General features: G+C 48.6%; 12 protein-coding genes. 9 read left to right on the top strand and 3 right to left on the bottom strand.

Going from position 1 to position 17,194, the window contains the following annotated elements; all coding sequences use genetic code 11:
* Nucleotides 1-109: 109 nt before the first annotated feature.
* The gene (locus SHEWANA3_RS10605; RefSeq protein ID WP_011717007.1) at nucleotides 110-1,741 is read left to right on the top strand and encodes a HAMP domain-containing methyl-accepting chemotaxis protein; all 1,632 of its coding nucleotides are present in this window, start codon (nucleotides 110-112) and stop codon (nucleotides 1,739-1,741) included.
* 227 nt (nucleotides 1,742-1,968) lie between these two features.
* On the opposite strand, the gene SHEWANA3_RS10600 is transcribed toward SHEWANA3_RS10605, so the two are convergent.
* Genes SHEWANA3_RS10600 through SHEWANA3_RS10590 form a run of 3 tightly spaced genes read right to left on the bottom strand, consistent with a single transcriptional unit; the run spans nucleotide 1,969 to nucleotide 7,722 of the window.
* A complete protein-coding gene (locus SHEWANA3_RS10600) occupies nucleotides 1,969-3,450 on the bottom strand; it encodes a sigma-54 dependent transcriptional regulator (protein WP_011717006.1) in 1,482 nt (493 codons plus the stop codon).
* Between the two features lie 8 nt (nucleotides 3,451-3,458).
* Nucleotides 3,459-6,818, bottom strand: a complete 3,360-nt coding sequence (locus SHEWANA3_RS10595; protein ID WP_011717005.1) for a PAS domain S-box protein — start codon at nucleotides 6,816-6,818, stop codon at nucleotides 3,459-3,461.
* A 1-nt stretch (nucleotide 6,819) separates the two neighbouring features.
* The gene (locus tag SHEWANA3_RS10590) at nucleotides 6,820-7,722 is read right to left on the bottom strand and encodes a phosphate/phosphite/phosphonate ABC transporter substrate-binding protein (RefSeq protein WP_011717004.1); all 903 of its coding nucleotides are present in this window, start codon (nucleotides 7,720-7,722) and stop codon (nucleotides 6,820-6,822) included.
* A 308-nt stretch (nucleotides 7,723-8,030) separates the two neighbouring features.
* On the opposite strand from SHEWANA3_RS10590, the gene SHEWANA3_RS10585 reads away from it, so the two are divergent.
* The 8 genes from SHEWANA3_RS10585 to SHEWANA3_RS10550 all read left to right on the top strand — a co-directional run bounded on the left by SHEWANA3_RS10585 (nucleotide 8,031) and on the right by SHEWANA3_RS10550 (nucleotide 16,896).
* Nucleotides 8,031-9,266 (top strand): SpoIIE family protein phosphatase, encoded by a 1,236-nt coding sequence (locus tag SHEWANA3_RS10585; RefSeq protein WP_011717003.1) that lies wholly within the window; start codon nucleotides 8,031-8,033, stop codon nucleotides 9,264-9,266.
* Nucleotides 9,263-9,658, top strand: coding sequence for an ATP-binding protein (locus SHEWANA3_RS10580; RefSeq protein ID WP_011717002.1), 396 nt, complete (start codon nucleotides 9,263-9,265; stop codon nucleotides 9,656-9,658). Before SHEWANA3_RS10585 ends, SHEWANA3_RS10580 begins: the two co-directional genes overlap by 4 nt.
* A 225-nt stretch (nucleotides 9,659-9,883) precedes the next feature.
* On the top strand, nucleotides 9,884-10,225 hold the full coding sequence (locus SHEWANA3_RS10575) for an STAS domain-containing protein (protein ID WP_041413020.1): 342 nt from the start codon (nucleotides 9,884-9,886) through the stop codon (nucleotides 10,223-10,225).
* A gap of 37 nt (nucleotides 10,226-10,262) precedes the next feature.
* Nucleotides 10,263-11,531: a polysaccharide biosynthesis/export family protein gene (locus SHEWANA3_RS10570; protein ID WP_011717000.1), complete on the top strand. Its 1,269-nt coding sequence runs from the start codon at nucleotides 10,263-10,265 to the stop codon at nucleotides 11,529-11,531.
* 66 nt (nucleotides 11,532-11,597) lie between these two features.
* Nucleotides 11,598-13,010: a hypothetical protein gene (locus SHEWANA3_RS10565; protein ID WP_011716999.1), complete on the top strand. Its 1,413-nt coding sequence runs from the start codon at nucleotides 11,598-11,600 to the stop codon at nucleotides 13,008-13,010.
* The gene (locus SHEWANA3_RS10560; RefSeq protein ID WP_011716998.1) at nucleotides 12,965-14,260 is read left to right on the top strand and encodes an O-antigen ligase family protein; all 1,296 of its coding nucleotides are present in this window, start codon (nucleotides 12,965-12,967) and stop codon (nucleotides 14,258-14,260) included. Before SHEWANA3_RS10565 ends, SHEWANA3_RS10560 begins: the two co-directional genes overlap by 46 nt.
* Before the next feature lie 255 nt (nucleotides 14,261-14,515).
* Entirely contained in the window at nucleotides 14,516-15,844 is a 1,329-nt protein-coding gene (locus SHEWANA3_RS10555) for an oligosaccharide flippase family protein (RefSeq protein ID WP_011716997.1), read from the top strand.
* Nucleotides 15,841-16,896, top strand: a complete 1,056-nt coding sequence (locus SHEWANA3_RS10550; RefSeq protein ID WP_011716996.1) for a glycosyltransferase family 2 protein — start codon at nucleotides 15,841-15,843, stop codon at nucleotides 16,894-16,896. Before SHEWANA3_RS10555 ends, SHEWANA3_RS10550 begins: the two co-directional genes overlap by 4 nt.
* The last annotated feature ends 298 nt before the right edge of the window (nucleotides 16,897-17,194 follow it).

Here is a 17,194-nt window from a genome sequence, read left to right as displayed (position 1 = left end):
TGGACATAGCGAAAGTGAAGACTCTGACTTATATATCTATGGAAGGAAAAATACCTACATTAGGCTTTTTTAACTGAATTTGAGCATAGTCATCATTGCTGGGGTTTACATGCGTAATCTAAAGATCAGTCACCTATTACTTGGCGCTTTTGCGATTCCAATTATTGCAATTCTAGGGTTAACCATGATGGCAATGAGCAAAATGCAGGTCATCAATGATCAGTCTACCGTCATATCCAATGACTGGTTGCCAGCCGTGCGGGTCATCGAGCGACTCAACGGTCAAACCGCAGATCTTAGGGTATTAGAATCCCGGCATATTCTCTCGCTGGATGAAGGACAGATGCGAGATACCGAGCGTGAACTGGAGAAAACCAAAGCGCAAATCGATGACTCTATCCGCACCTACGAGCAACTGATCAGCGGCAATAAAGAACGAAATATCTTCAATGATTTTAAGCGCTTATATAAGGAATATCTGGTCGTTCACCAGAAGCTGCTTATACTGTCACGGGCAAATAAAAACGAAGATGCTAAACAACTGCTGTTGACGGAATCACTCGAGGCGTATAACGAATACTCGGATTTATTGCTGAAATTATCAGACCTGAATTACAAAGGCGCGCAGGACGCAAGCAGCTATGGCGATGTAATTTACGATGAATCGATCAAAATAATGTTATTCATTTTGGTCATAGTGTCATTGCTGGTGTTAGTGACGTCGACGGCTATCTCAAAATTTATTATTACATCGATTAAAACCGTGCAGAGTTTTATGGCGAAATTGGCTAATGGCGATCTTTCCGATCGCATTGCCGATATTGGCAATAATGAATTGGGTGTTTTGGCCCAGGGCTGTAATGAGACTGCCGATAAAATCTCTGAAATGACCGAGCAATTGATTACCGTTGCCGATAATACCGCGACTTCGGCCGAAATACTCGCCTCGACCATGAATCAAGTTGAGCATAATTCCCAGCAAATGCTGGTGCAGGTAGAACAAATCGCGACGGCGCTCAATGAAATGTCCAGTACGGCACTGGAAGTGAGTAAAAATGCGACCGAGGCGGAAACCAGTGCAGCTGAGGCGATGGGCAATGTCTCTGAAGGCAACAAGTCCCTCGGCGAGTCCGATAATATTTCAGTCAAAATTGGTGCGGCGATCCGAGATTCAGGCGCCATAGTGAATCAGTTGAAAGACTATTCTATCGAAATTGGCTCAGTTATTGATGTGATTACCAGTATTTCCGAACAAACCAACCTACTGGCACTCAATGCGGCGATTGAAGCCGCAAGGGCTGGAGAAGCGGGTCGCGGTTTTGCCGTAGTCGCCGATGAGGTTCGCTCTCTTGCGGCTAAAACCCAGCAATCCACCATTGATATTCAAGAAATTATTTCAAAATTACAGTCTCAGGCGGAAAAGGCCGACCATTATATGAAGGCCAATACCAGTTTGCTGGATGAGTCACAAATGGTATCGGAAAAAGTCCGTAGTGCTTTCCAGGGGATTTCAGCCTCCGTCAATGCGATTTCCAATGTTAATACCGTGGTTGCCACGGCATCGAGCGAACAATCGAGCGTGACCGAAGACATTTCCAGAAATATCTCATCGACGGTTGAAATGGTCGATCAAAACGTGGTTGGGATCGGCAATGCCAGTAAGGCTTGCCATGATGTGTTATCTGAAGCGGGTAAACAAAAACAGCTACTTGCCTTCTTCAAAACCAAGCGCAGTTATTGATTAGAGAATAGATGTATCCAGTGGGGCGATTGTGAGTTAAAGCGAACCACTGAACGTTAGTACACTTGAGATTTAGCGCAGCCTAGGTTATTGGAGCCTAGGCTGCGCAACAAAAAAGGATAAACACCTAACCGCAGACACTGTTGACGTTCAATGTGAAAGCACATTGTTTAGCTATCTGTTGAAGCTCTTGTTAACGCAAGTGTCAGCGGCTCAAGACGGAACAATTATGAGCTTGAACGTTCCGCTTGTTCTTCCCATGTCATGCGTTTGCGATAAATGGTCGATGGGCTAATGTCCAGCAGTGCGGCCGCTTTAGGGACATTACCATCACACAGGGCTATCGCCCCTTCTATCGTTTGCTTCTCGGTTAACCAAAGCGGTTGGATCCGCTGTTGATCAGCTGTATGTGTATGCGCCTCTTGCGTGGACTCTGACAATAATTCGCGACTCGCCACTTGAACGAGTGTATCAATGTCCACTTTTGTCGCTTCGACTTGCATCTTAGTCTGCAGCTGAGCTTTTGTTTGAGGCTGTGCTAGCGGCTTTAGCGGTGTGGGGAACATACTTGGCTCAACATGGCTTGCGTCATTGAGTACCACAATCTGGCGGATCACGTTCTGTAGTTGCCTTACATTGCCAGGCCAATCATAGGCTTGTAGCATGGCTGCAGCCTGAGGATTAAAGTCGATAAACTTTTTACCTTCTTCTTTGCTGTAGGTTTTTAATAATTGTTTGGCCAGCAAGAGCACATCATTCCCCCGTGCGCGCAGGGGTGGCAGTTCGATAGGAATAACATGCAGGCGATAAAACAAATCCTCACGGAAATGCCCAAGTTTAACTTCTTCCCAGGGCTCGCGATTGGTGGCACTGATAAAACGAATATCCACATGCTCTTCTTTAGAGCCGCCCACCCGTTGAAAGGTCCCTGTTTGGATAAACCGCAGTAATTTGCTCTGCAGTTCTAAATCCATTTCGCAGATTTCGTCGAGGAACAAGGTGCCGCCGTCGGCTCGGGTCGCGGCGCCATCCCGATTGTTATGGGCGCCGGTGAATGCCCCTTTGCAGTGGCCAAAAATTTCGCTTTCAATCAGTTCTTTCGGGATTGATGCGCAGTTTAAGGCGATAAAGGGTTTGTCGGCGCGATTACCGACTTGGTGAATGGCTTGAGCGCAGACTTCTTTACCCGTACCACTCTCCCCCATAATAAATACCGACGCCTTACTGTTGGCGACACAATCAATGGTTTTGTACACGCTCTGCATTGCCAGCGAGTCGCCGATAAACCCTTGGTAATGACCTTTTGGTAAGCTGTTTTCATACTGAGTCACAAGCTCGAGTAATTGTTTTTGTTTAAGGGCATTACGCACCGTTATCGATAGTCGCTTGGCATCGAAGGGTTTAACTAAGAAGTCGAACGCCCCTGAGCGCATCGCATCGATGGCAATATCGATGCTGCCGTGGGCGGTGATCATAATGGTGCTGATATGGGGATGACTCTGCTGCACTTGCTTAAGGATGTCGAGACCCGACATATCCGGCAGCTTAATATCGAGAATTAACAGATCGGGCTGCCAGTTCGATAATTCCTTTAGGGCATCCGCGCCGTAATGCACATGGGTTACATTAATATCCTCCGCGCGCAAATACTCCGTATAGAGCGCACCGAGTGACATACTGTCTTCAACCAATAATGCTGAATAATTCATAGCTATCCCTATTGAATAAATCGTTCCGTTAATAGGCTGTGAGTCTGTTTTCCGAGGACATTAATCTGTGCCATCAGCTCGGGAATGGCACCGAGCTGTTGCTGACGGGCACAGGCTTCTAATTTCTGAGCTAATAAGAACAGCGCCGTCGCCCCAAAACTGCCTGAACTGCTTTTTAGAGTGTGCGCTTGATCTTCAATCTCGTCCACTTGCGTCGAATCGAGTTCGCTTAACTGATTAAGCCGCTGCGCCAATTCATCACAGAAGATTGTCATCATGTTCGAGAGACTCGCTTTACCTAAGGTTTGTTCAAGCTCCGCTAGGAGTTGTTCATCGAGTAAACTCGCTGTATTTTCAGCGGGTTTATGTGAGCTTGGTAAACTGACAACGGCATTGGGCAACCATTTTTGAATGGCATGTAGTAAGGTCTTTTGTTTGACGGGCTTAGCGATAAAGTCCTTCATCCCGACTCGATAGCAATGCTCTATCTCTTCTTTCATCACATTGGCCGACATCGCCAGAATAACTTGCTCAGGGTGATTTTGCAGGATGACTTCCGTGGCCTCGAGTCCATCCATCTCGGGCATACGTACATCCATCAAGACGAGATCGAAGGGCTTTTCGGCGACCAACTTAACCGCTTCAAGCCCGTTGCAGGCATAAGTGATATCAAACCCCGCCTTGGTGAGCATGGTTCCGGCAATAATTTGGTTCGCGGGACTGTCTTCGGCGAGGAGGATATGGCCTTGGAATTTCTCTTGGGCCACATACTCCTCTTCAAACTCATTCGCCAGCGCATCTTTACTCAAGAGTGCTAACTGCATGGCGCGGCTTAGGGGCTTATTGACGACTTGATCTAACCCTAACGTGGCGAGTGAATGGGTTATTTCGGTGCTCATTCCCGATACCAAGGCCACCATAGAACCATCGGCGGTTAAATGCGCTTGCCTTAATCGATTGACATCCTGTTCGTTTACATCCAAAAAGAAGCCTTCATCGAGCAAAATTAGGTTGAATTGACCTTTTATTTTTTTCGCCCGTTTGATTGATGGCCAGTCCATCACTTCAACCGTCTCTACCCCGTATTGCGAATATTGTTTCGAGACGAGCGATAGCCAAGTTGCATCATGGTGGGCGAGCAGAACCCGAGAATGGGCGGGGAAATAATGACTGTGGCAGAAATTTCCCTCAAGCAATTGCAAAGACACATAAAAAGTAAAGCGACTTCCCTGACCAAGCTCACTTTGCAGCTCGATCGTGCCGCCCATCATAGTGATAAGCTCGCTACAGATGGCCAAACCTAGGCCCGTACCCTTGTAGTTTGTGTTATGGGTATCGTGTACTTGGCTAAATTCTTTGAATAGTTTGCTTTGCGCCTCCGCAGAGATACCAATACCAGAGTCTGTGACACGGCAATAGAGTTGCACCTCGGTTTGGTGATTATCGGGGATCCACATTTCCACTGTGATGGTGCCGGATGCAGTAAACTTAATCGCATTATCGACGAGGTTATGCAGCACTTGGCGTAAGCGCTGCTGATCGCCAACCACGGTTCTTGGCACATTTCGATTCACAAAACTGACCAGCTCTAACCCCTTTTCGAAGGCTTTGGGCTCAAGAATTTGCAGCACTTGAGCAACCAGTTTATCTGGCTCAAACTCATGGGACTCGAGCACCATCTGCCCGGCTTCAATCTTCGAAAAGTCCAAGATATCGTTAATGGTATGCAGCAAAGCACTGCCCGCTTCCCGCGCGATATTGGCGTGAATGCGTTGATCTTTGCTTAAGGATGAGTCGAGCAACAATTCCACCCCGCCTAAAATTGCGTTCAGCGGTGAGCGGATCTCATGGCTCATGGTGGCTAAGAAACGCGACTTCACTTTACTGCCCTGCTCGGCTTGTTCTTTTGCCTGCTGTAGTTTTTGCTCGTTGGCTTTGCGCTCAGAAATATCCCGTAAAAATGCCGTAAACAGCACTTCATCCCCGAGTTGGATCGGTACCACCTCAAGCTCGATAGGGATTAGATTTCCAGCCTTGCAGCGCGCGAGTAATTCGACCCGCTTATTGAGCATTTTCCCTTCGCCAGTGCGGCGATAACGTTCAATGCCTCGCTTATGCCCCTGTTGTTTGTCTTCGGGGATAATTAAATCCTCCAATAAGGCGCCGACAGCTTCCTCGCGGCTATAACCAAACAGTCTGGTGGCCGCGAGGTTAAATTCAATGACTTTGCCCGACATATCGATGGTTATTAAGCAATCTTGGCTCGCCGCTAAGGTGGCAAGCAACACTGACTCGGTTTTCGCTGCGGCGATTTCTTTGCGTTTCGCTTCGGATAAGTCTTTGACTAAACCGATAAACATCGCCCGATTGTCGATGCTCATTTGCGACACGGATAAGGCGATAGGAAATAGCTGACCGTCCTTACGTTGCGCCGTTAACTCGCGGCTGGTGCCGATGATTTTGGCAACATGGGTTGTGAAGTACTGCTGAATGTAACCATCGTGCAATGGCCTTTGGTCGAACGGCATAAAAATCGATACATTCTGGCCAATCAGTTCATTATGGGCATAACCAAAGAGTCGACTGACGGCGGGGTTGATGTCGGTAATGATGCCGAATTCATTGATGATCACAAAGCCATCGACCGCCGACTCAAGAATGGTGTTGAGACGGATATTTGCCGCCTCTAATGCCTTGGTTCTGGCATCGACTTTATCGACCATATTGTTAAAGGCGCGGGTCATCTGGGCGATTTCATCCTTGCCTTTGACAGGCACCCTCACCCCAATCTCGCCCGCGAGAATGCGTTTAGAGGCGCTGGTTAGCTGAGTTAAGTTACGGGTGAGGTAATGCCCAAGCAGCAATGAAAACAAGGCCACCAGCAACATTTCAACCCCAGCGATTGAGAGGATCTGTTGTGTCACCGTATTAACCAGATTTTCAAGGCTCTGGGTCTCAAACCCCATGTTCACTTTGCCGAACAGATAGCCATTGACTTCAATGGGATATTCGAGATCGAAGATCCCATCTTTGACTTGATCCAGATGTTTATCCGCTTGATGCGAAACCTGAATGTATTTATCGGCGCCGCCATAGGCCAAAATGCGGCTCTGATCAGACACTGTTACATACAAGACTTCGCTGTGGCTTAACAGCTCTTGAATTAACGAATGTAATGTCGCCAGATCGTTACTGATCACCGCATCCTGCGCCGCCACAGAGAACAGTGTTAACGTGGTTTCGGCCCGTTTTTCAATTTGCGACTGATTAGACAACTTAAGGTAGTTAATGCTGGTATACACCAGCAAAAACAGTAATAAACCTTCGATTAAGGCGATCCCTAAAATTGTTTTCAGTCTAAACGACACACTATTTCTCCCCGAGCGGTTTGGTTAAGGAGCCGAGTTTGAGCGAGCGGACATCATCCCAATCCTGATCTTCTGCCGCGGTAAACGCTGAAAAGTCCACCGATTCTAATAAGGCTTTGCCCTGCGCTGTTGTCGAGAGTGCCATTAACCGCTCGAGTAGCATTTGACGCTGCGCCGCCGAGACTCGTGGATGCGTTGCAATAGCATGGGGCGTATAGGTCGGCGTTTGCCACAATACCGTTAATTGCTGTTTTTGCGCTTCACTAAGATTATTAAAGGTGCGCTGAACGCCGCCCCCCGCATCTACAAGCCCTTGCAGCACGGCTAAATATACTGAGTCATGGGAGCCTACATATTTTACCTGCACATTAAGATTGGCCTGTTGCAGATGTGCCCTTGGTAGCACACTGGCCGCAAATGCCGCGGGTGCCGGAAAAGCCAAGGTTTTTCCCTCTAATTGGGCTAACGATTTGATGGGAGAATCCTTGCGTACCACAAGCAAGCCTTTGAGCTTTTTATCCTTTTCACGCGCTAAGGCCAAATATCCCGGGCTGTCATGAAACACCACATAGTGGTAGGGATTCATATAGGCAATATCGTATTCCCCTGCCTTGAGCCGCCGCTCAAAGGTGGGAATGTCGGGTGCCGTTGCAAATTGCAATTGATAATTTGCATTTTCAGACAAGGCGGCGAGGATCGGCGGCCACAGCTTTGCGAGTTGAGTCGCCGACTGCTGGGGTACTACACCAAAAATCAGCGTCGGTTTTGGGGTATCAGGGGGATTGCTATCCTGCGCATAAGTCGGCGATACCCAAGCCATTACTAAGATTATCAGATAGATAAACTGCCATTTTATGGCATTGTTAGGCGCTGCCTTGACGCACAATCTAGAAAACTGAGCCATGCTAAATGTCCTTTTTTAATGATATGCATTCTACATATAGGGCATAAAACACTTTGCCCCTATGCTGCATCAGCAACCCCTGTGCCATAAAAAATACCATCAATAAAAACAATCATCTTGGAGAACATTTCGCCTGAGATAAACTCACTATGGATGAGGGTTTTGCATTTTGCAACAAGATGGCAAAAATCAGTCTTAAGCCTGCGCTTTTCGGCGATGCTTTGCAGTATCAACCTCAATTAGTTGGCTTTTTTTAAATGGGCATAGCTCTTGCTATTCGAAAATATTCCCTTTGCAGGAGTCAGACTATGCCGCTCTCTTCGCTCACATCGATTCAAGCCGTTACCTTGTCTGTGCTGGTCGTGGAAGACACAGATTGCGAGCGCTTTTATATCACTCACCTGCTAAGACAGTTTGGTTGGTTGGTCGAGAGTCGCAGTAACGGTAAGGCTGCGCTGGATTACTTGCAGCAGAATGAAGTGCATATTTTAGTCAGCGATTGGCGCATGCCTGAGATGAGCGGCATCGAGTTGTGCCAAATCGTTAAAAATAATCATCTGCCGCCCTTTGTGATCTTGCTGACGGCCAATAATCAGACAGCCGATATTGTGTTAGGTATTGAAGCGGGCGCCGATGACTTTATCTGTAAGCCTTTTCTACCAGAACTGTTAAAGGTTAGGATGTTAGCTGCGATGCGTATCGTGCAGCTGCAACATAACTTGAGCCGTAACATTCAACTGTTACAGCAAGGGCTTGCGAAAGAATCTGCCTTGCTCAGCACCATAAAACAGGATTTGTTTTCTGCCGCTAAGGTGCAGCGAGAATTACTGCCCCGCAGTAAAACCTTGCCAAGGGATTGGCAGTTACACCATGAGTTTCAGCCCGCGAGTTATCTTGCTGGCGATCTCTATCAATGTTTCGATCTTGGCGATGATCAACTCGGGTTTTATCTGATTGATGCCGCGGGTCATGGGGTCGCCGCCGCGCTGCAGAGTGTCAGCCTTGCCCAGCGTCTGTCGATGGAACGTACCGATTGGTGCGGATTATCGCCCCAAGAAATAGTGAATCAGGTTAATCGCGAGCTAAGCGACCCAGACAATACTGGCCGCTTTGTGACTCTGTTACTCGGCAAGATCAATACGCTGACGGGTGAACTAAGGCTGTGCAGCGCCGGCCATCCCGCGCCGTTACTGCTCACCGAGACTAGCTGCGAGCCCTTGCCCCTCGACACTGAGTTACCGCTTGGGATCCATGGCGCCGTGCAGTATCAAGATCAGCTAGTCACCCTCTTACCTGGCAGTCGCTTGTTGTTATTTTCCGATGGTACCTATGAGTGCCAACACCCCAAGTTCGGTTTTTTCGGCCAAGCGCGTTTGCAAACCCTGTGCTCGAAAGCCAACAGCTTGAGCGATGAAGCCTTGCTGCATCACTTGAGCCATGCCTTACAACTCTGGCAAGGCGGCACAACTCAAGATGATATTTCGATGATGTTAATTACCTACCCGTCAGCCAACTATGCCAATGCGGCTTTGGAGGCATTATGAACAGCTTGCAGTTTAACCTCACCCATGACCAATGGAGTCAACAGCCTTTTTGCTCCGAATTAGAGCAGTTTATGCTGATGCAAAATGTACATGAGCGCCAACGATTTAAAGTCATTACCTGCATACTCGAGGCGGTCAGTAATGTGATAAATCACACCGAAGATTCCCGTGAGCCCATCGTATTGATTGTCCACTGTAATCATGACCGGATTATCGTCGATTTACTGGACCGCTCGCCCGTGGTGCCTAAGGTTTCCTTCGACCAATGTCCTGACCAAATGAACGAGCATGGTAGAGGCTTATGGATCATGTATAACTGGATGGATGCGGTGCGGTTTCAGACCACAGTGCTCGGTTCACACTTAAGGTTAACCTTACTGCGTCATCACTAAAGATCATTTCCATCATACCTAGCGGCGGGAATTTCCACCGCTAGGTTTCGTTTCATGTTCGTAGCGCTTTCCAATTGCAAATTGCAATGCATTTTCAAACCTAGCTCTATCCTTAATACCTTTACCAAGTTAACTGATTGAATTTATTAATTATAAATATTGGCCTGATAAATGCCTATCTGTTACTGCGGTTTCAATATTAACTGGCAGCCAGAGGTGATTATCATGAAATTCTTCCCACTCGAAAAATACAACGCGAGCCTAGTGATATTTCCCACAGAGATGATGATGGCCAATACGCCCACCCACAGGGCCGCGCTATTACGCCATATGGAGCAGAACACTAACCGCCTAATCATCAATCTTGAACAAGTGAAATGCATCGACTCTAGCGGCTTGTCGGTATTGATCTCCGCTCTTAAACGGGCACAGCAGCATGATGGTGAAATATTGCTTTTGTCTCCTTCGGCCCATGTGCGCGCCCTGATTGAACTGACGCGCTTACACCAGATTTTCAGCATCTATGAAAATCAAGATGCAGCCATCGCGCACTTTAGTTGCCACTAGCGCATCGTACAGGGTTTAGCTAAGAGGGAGTGACATTATGGAAAGGTTAACACTCAGCCATTTGGGCCATATCGCAGGTAAATGCCATTTATCCTTACCACAAGTGACTATCAGCGCCGCTATCTGCTTGTTAACGGCTTGCGTCACTCCCCAGCGCACGACTCAGGACCAACTCTGTCAGCAACAGGCCGGAGAATATTGTCACTACTTCGGCCCGCAAACTTCGTATCTGCGTCAGGCGGACCAGCAGTTATTAACGGCGCAAGCTGAGAACGTCAGTCTTAATCCAAGTGAAGTTCAAAGCATTAGCGCCACATTGAGCGAAACAGCCGCCCTCGATGCACAGCTCTCCGTTGGTGATAAGTTGCGTGTAGGGATCCTTAATGGCGAGGATTTCAGTGCTGATGTGGAGATTGATGCCAACGGCCAAATCTATCTGCCCTATTTACCGCCGATTACTGCGCAGGGATTGACTCTCTCCGTCCTGAAACAACGTATCAGTCAAACCTTAGTGAATGAGCAATTAATGCAAGCCAGCAGCGTGCGGGTTAATATCAGTCCCATCGCCTGGGCGCCGGTTGAAGTCACTGTACTGGGTTCGGTATTTGAACCGGGGCAGCACTTTATCAACCAAAAGTCCGATACCGAGATTAAGGATGATGACAAGAGCCATAGCGGCGATCAGGCAAGCGATCGCACCATAGCCGCCGCCCTTCGCGCCTCCGGAGGGGTGAGACCCGACGCCGATATCCGTCAAGTGCGGGTGATCCGCGGTCAACAGCATTTTTTACTGGATTTATCCGGCGTGATCAGCGGTACCCAAGTGCCACGTTTTCTCTTGAGTGCCGGCGATCAAATCTTTGTCCCAAGTTCTCGGCATTTTGAGGACAAACTGGTGCGCCCCTCGCAAATCACCGCACCTGGGATCCGCGTGTTTATTTCTAACTTAACCCAACCAGCGAGCAGTAACTCGCAATCTGCGGTAGATACCGAAGCGACACGTTTTCCCTACGGCACACGTTTACTCACAGGCGCGATAGCGGCTAACTGTGTCGGCGGCGCCCAAAGCACCAACGCCAGTCGTCATGTGTTGCTAGTGACACGCAATCCGCTCTCGGATCAAACCGATATCGTCGAGCGCTCATTGGACAGCTTAATCCGTGATTCTTGGCAGCCACAAATGAACCCGGTATTGCTCCCTGGAGATGGTATCGCCTGCTATGACTCTGGCGTGACCAATGTGCGTGAGATTGCGCGCAGTCTAACCGACTTATTGGTGCCTGCAAGTTTACTCGGTTTGCTGTAGCTCGGAACAAGCGCTTGGGTGGCAGGTGATGCCACCCTTAGGATGATTCGCGAGGGAGAATTGATCATGAAAGCATCTCAGGAAGGCTACCCTCTACTGTGGTTAAAGCGCGCGCTGGTCAATGGCAGCAGCTTGCCCGCCCCCGCGCGCCGTAAGTTGTATCTAAAGACCGTGCTATCGGCATTAGCGGTAATTTGGCTGATAACCGGCCTTGTTATTGTTATCACCCCAACCCGCTATACCTGCAAATGGGTGCTGATTTTACCCGGCGCCGGCGCGGGGGCGGTCGTTAGTCTCGACAGTTTGGGCCAAGCCAGCAGTTCGAGCAGTTCCCCTTACCTGAGTTCAGCCATCGACCCGCGGGAAAACTATAAGGCCATCGCGCTAAGCGACAAGCTCTTAAGTGACGCAGCCGCCCAGTTAAATCTTAAGGCCTCAGCACTGGGCACGCCTAAATTAAAGCTCCCCAGTCAAACGGGATTAATGGAGTTTAGTATCAGTGCCAACAGCGCCGAGCTTGCCGAGCAAAAAGCCTGGGCACATTATCGCACGCTACAGGGCACACTCTCACACCTGAGAATCGATGAAATCCATATTCGCGAAAACGGCGTCAGAATGGGGCTTGAGAGCTTTGCCGATAAAGTGCATCAGAGTCAGGCGAATATTGTCGCCTTTCAATCTAAGACGGGGTTGGTCTCGCTGGATCAATTTAAGGAAGTGGCGGTCACCATTGAGCATTTACGCCAAAGCCAAGTCAATCTGACCGCTAAACTCAATGGCGGCCTTGCCAGTCAGCAACTGTTGGAAGCTGACTTATCCCTAACGGCGAGTCAGTCCACTGATTTGCTTAAGCTGAAAAACGATCAGCTATTCCAACAACTCTTAGTTAACTATACCGAGTCTACCGCGCTGCTTGTGGGCCTTAATGGTCACTTTGGTGAGCAACATCCCCAAGTGCTGACCGCCAAGACAGAGCAAAAAACCATGTTGGATGCGCTGCATAGTCGCTGCCAAAAATTGCTCACGCGCTGCGATCCAAAGTTGATGTTGATCCTGTCCGTCGACGATATCGATGGCCGCGCAGAGCTGATGCAAAAGCTGATAAACATCACTACCGAAAATGAAGGCTTAACCCATGAGCTGGCGTCCCTGAGCACCCAAATTGATGAATGGGAAATCCGGCTCAAGCACAGCAATGACGATGCGGCAAAGCTTGAGGATTTACACCGTGATCATCAACTTGCGACCGCGGTGTTTACCTCCGCCATTGCAAAAATTGATGTGGGCAAAGCCGACATCTTTTCCGCTTACCCGTTATTACAGCTGTTTGCAGCACCGACTCGCCCCGAAAAGCCTGACAAGCTGGGCTTAATTTTAACCTTAGTGGGTGGCATCGCCGCCTCAATGATGGTCATTGTCGGATTGAGCATACTATGGATACGCAAACCTATACTCCAGAAAATTCTGACGAACGACTAGTCTGGCTCGCCATTACGGGCACCTACTTCTTTTGGTTTTTAGGTGCCATGTATTTAGTTGCTCCAGTGATCGGTTGGATCTTAGTGCTGCGGATGCTCGGCAGACTGCTGTTTTACGCCGAAGGGTGCCGGATTTCGTTACCGATAATAAGTTGGATATTTGCCATGTTATTGATGCTACTGGCATTAGTAATAGGCCATCTGGTGGAGCATTTAGGCATAGCCCAACTGATTAAATCCTCCATAGGTTGGGCCAAGGGCTGGGCGCTACTGGCGGTATTTCCGCTGATTGGCGGCCTGCAAATTCGGCCACAGCTGATTTACCGCGCCTGCTGCGTGGTCGGCAAACATACCTTGATATTGTTTCCGCTGTTTGTACTCGCTTGGCTGCTGCACTTGCCGACAACCTTGTATGTCTCTCCCTTAAGCATTGTCGGTGGACCTGGGCCTGAGTTTTTCGCCGTTAGCTTGTATGAAATCGACCCTGGCAGCGGCATGCCGAGGTGGCGTCTCTTCACTCCTTGGGCTCCCGCCCTTGGCATGGTGGGTAACTTTTATTTTCTATTTGCCCTGCAGGAAACCAATAAGCGTTATCGCTTCTATGGCTTAGCTGGCAGTATCTTGATGGTGCTCATCTCCCAATCCAGACTCGCTATCCTCTGCTGCCTCGCCCTCGTCTGTTATTTCAACTTTATTCGCTACGCCAAATCCCCTTGGCTGTACTTATTGGTGAGTCCGGTTTTTCTATTGGCGGGTATTTTTGGCGAGTCGGTACTGTCTAGCATCGAAGCCAGTATTCACAGCGTCAAAGCCGCCAGAGCCGACTCGACTCGGGTGCGTGAGGCCCTCGGCCAAATCGCCCTCGAGCGCTGGGCGAATGAGGCGATTGTCTGGGGCCATGGCATTGTCGAGCGCGGCCCCCATATGGTGGAGTATATGCCGATTGGCTCGCACCATACTTGGTACGGTCTATTGTTTGTGAAGGGGATCGTTGGCGCCTTCGCGCTGGCAGTAGCCTTATTTGTCAGTGTGCTCAGTCTTCTGCCTAGTTTGATGCAATCCAGACTCTCGGCAGTCGGTATGGCGGTACTGATGATTTTGCTGCTTTACACCTTTGGCGAAAATTTAGAGATCCTCGCCTATCTCTTCTGGCCTGGGTTAATCGTGCTCGGTATTGCCCATAATCAGGCAAAACAAGCGGCGACCCTTCGCCAGCAGCGCTTATCACAAGCACTAGCGCAAAAACAGTAACAGGAATCATCAGAAGCCACTCAACCAAGTGCTGACTGAGAACCCTTCGCTAGTTTTTCCTTGTCCTTTCAATACACACGGCCGTTGCATCTTGATTTGCATTTTGCAATCGGCCGCAAATCAAACCGCCTCCCTAATATGCATTCACATTAAAAATAAGCTAACAATATGTTTTTAAATGGAAAAATAAAACACAAAAAGCTGGCATAGAAACTGAATAGTCAACATAGGCACTCTTAACTGATAGGTGTTGCGATGAGCAAGTGGGCATGGATACAAACCCTTAAGTACAACCAAGGTATTCGCCAATTGGGTAGCAGCATACTGTGGTTAGGCTCAGCCCAAGTCGGCGGGCGTATTGTGCGCCTTGGTTGCAGCATTATCTTAGCCCGTTTACTTACCCCCGAGGTCTTTGGCCAAGTCGCGATCATTCTGACCAGTTTTGAAATAGTCAGCATTTTTATTCGCAGGATCACCTCGGCATCACTGATCAAGATGGACGATAGCGCCTTTGCTTCTCATCTCGCCAGCGCCAATCTGATCAATATTTTTGTGTGTGTACTGTCTTTTGTTGCCTTGAGCTTACTCAGTGGCCTGTTAGCGATTTACTATCAAGACGCACAGATAGTGAAGCCTATGATACTCATGGCAACAAGCTATTTGCTCCTCCCCTTTGGCATGCTGCATGCCGCCGCCAACCTACGCCAAAATAAGATGCGTATCGTCGCCAAGGCCAACCTGTGGCAGACGGTGGCCGACAGTGTGCTCACCGCTATCTTAGCGTTATGCGGTATGGGGATCTGGGGGATTATTCTACCTAAAGTGCTGGTGGTGTTGATTTGGATAGCCGTGCATAGGCAGCATTCTGGTATCCATAATATTCACACTGCCCCACTCGCGCGTTCTTTCTGCCAGATAAACTTAACTCAATGTAAATCACTATTTCGCTTTGGTACTCAGGTGGCGCTTGGGGATCTTTGCCTCGCCCTGAGACAAAATATTGATTATTTATTAGTGGGTTACTTTTTAGGTGTTGAGGCGCTTGGGATCTATTTCTTCGCGGTCAATACCAGCCTTGGGATTAGCTTAGGGTTAATTCAAAGCTTTGGCACCGCCTTCTATTCACATCTTTGTCAGAGTGATGGTGAAGATCCGCTGCTTAAATACCGCCACGGTCTGCTGAGTATCATGCTAGTGACCTTGCCTATCATAGGCTTACAAAGCGCGCTCGCCCCTTGGTATTTACCGCTAGTGTATGGCCAACATTGGCTTGAAGCTGGCGCGCTGCCGGTCTTTATTCTGCTCTGTTTGAGTGGTTTAACGCGTCCCTTGGGTGAAGCCGCGAGTCAACTACTGATCTCCTGCGAGCTTAGTAAGCTGAACTTAGTCTCAAATGTCGGCTTTATTGGCCTATTGGCGTTGAGTATCAGCCTCGGCACCCTGTGGGGGCTGAAAGGCGTCGCCATGGGCATCTTCCTCTGTTACCTCATTTGTATGCCGTTATTTGCCTACTTTGTGATGAAACCCATAGCAGAAAAACTGCGTTTACCCACCTTATCCCCTTCATTAGGAGGTTCATTATGATCCCTACCGTCTCTGTGGTGATGCCGGTCTATAATGTGGAAGCTTTTGTCTCAAAAGCGATTTCCTCAGTATTAGCTCAAAGTTTTACGGATTTTGAGCTCATCATAGTCAATGACTGTGCCACCGATAATAGCCTCGCTCGCTGTAAACAATTTTGCGACAGCCGCATTCGTATCGTGCAGCATGCCGTGAATAAGGGCTTAGCCGCCGCACGTAATACCGGCATACGCCATGCGATTGGTCGCTATGTGGCCTTTATCGATTCGGACGACCTCTGGCATCCGGATAAGTTAAAGCTGCATGTGGATCATCTACAAAAATCGCCCAAGGTGGGGATCAGCTTCTCGCGTTCAAGCTTTATCGATTACCGGGGTAACCCGATCAACTTTTACCAGATGCCGCAGCTCACAGACATAGATGCTGGCCATTTGCTTTGCCGCAATCCGGTGGGCAATGGTTCAGCGCCGGTGATCCGCCGCGAGACCTTAAATGACATTCGCTTCCAAGCACTGAACCACAGCGAGCATTACACTTGTTACTTCGATGAACAATTTCGCCAATCGGAAGATATCGAGTGTTGGTTTCGCATCGTGGCGACAACCGAGTGGCAAATGGAGGGGATCCCCGAGCCATTAACTTACTACCGCTTAAACCACGGCGGCTTATCGGCGAATTTAGTGAAACAGTTGGCATCTTGGGAGCAAATGGTCACTAAGGCACGCCGTTATGCCCCTAAGATCCTGTTAAAGCATGAAAATGCTGCCAGAGCCTATCAGCTTCGCTACTTAGCCAGGCAAGCCATTCGCCTAGGCGATGGTCGTATGGCGAAAAACTTAGTCAATCAAGCGCTGCTGACTTCACCACAGATCTTATTCAAGGAAACCAATCGCACCCTTACCACGCTGATTGCGGCCTATTTGCAATGGTTAATGCCCCGAGGTTTATACCAAATGTGCGAAACCCTTGGGCAAAAGTACCTAGGTTATCGCCAACGTTTGCAAATCAAACGTGATGGTGTGACGGCAAGCTTACTCACCACCCAATTAAAATAAGTCAAATCGACGCGACAGCAAACGTTGCATATTCATCGTACAGATTCAAGGCGGCTCAGTGAGCCGCCTTGCTTTTGTCGTAGGTTAGTCTCTAATGCATTGCGCTCGTTTCACCACTGTGTTTCACATTATTTGTGAGCGTTAGTGATGATGAGGACAATAACAGCGCCTGAGATAATTCCCCCTAGCTGATACTTCCATCTCAAAAGGATTTGCAGCTTGCAAAGCAAACTGCAAAAAACCACTTAGTCCATAAAGCATTAACCTCTTAGTGATTGTTTTTAAATGATTTATCAAT

This window comes from Shewanella sp. ANA-3 (assembly GCF_000203935.1).
Classification (GTDB): Bacteria; Pseudomonadota; Gammaproteobacteria; order Enterobacterales; family Shewanellaceae; genus Shewanella.
The sequence above is the reverse complement of the archived record's forward strand: the minus strand, read 5'-3'. Positions and strand labels throughout refer to the sequence as shown.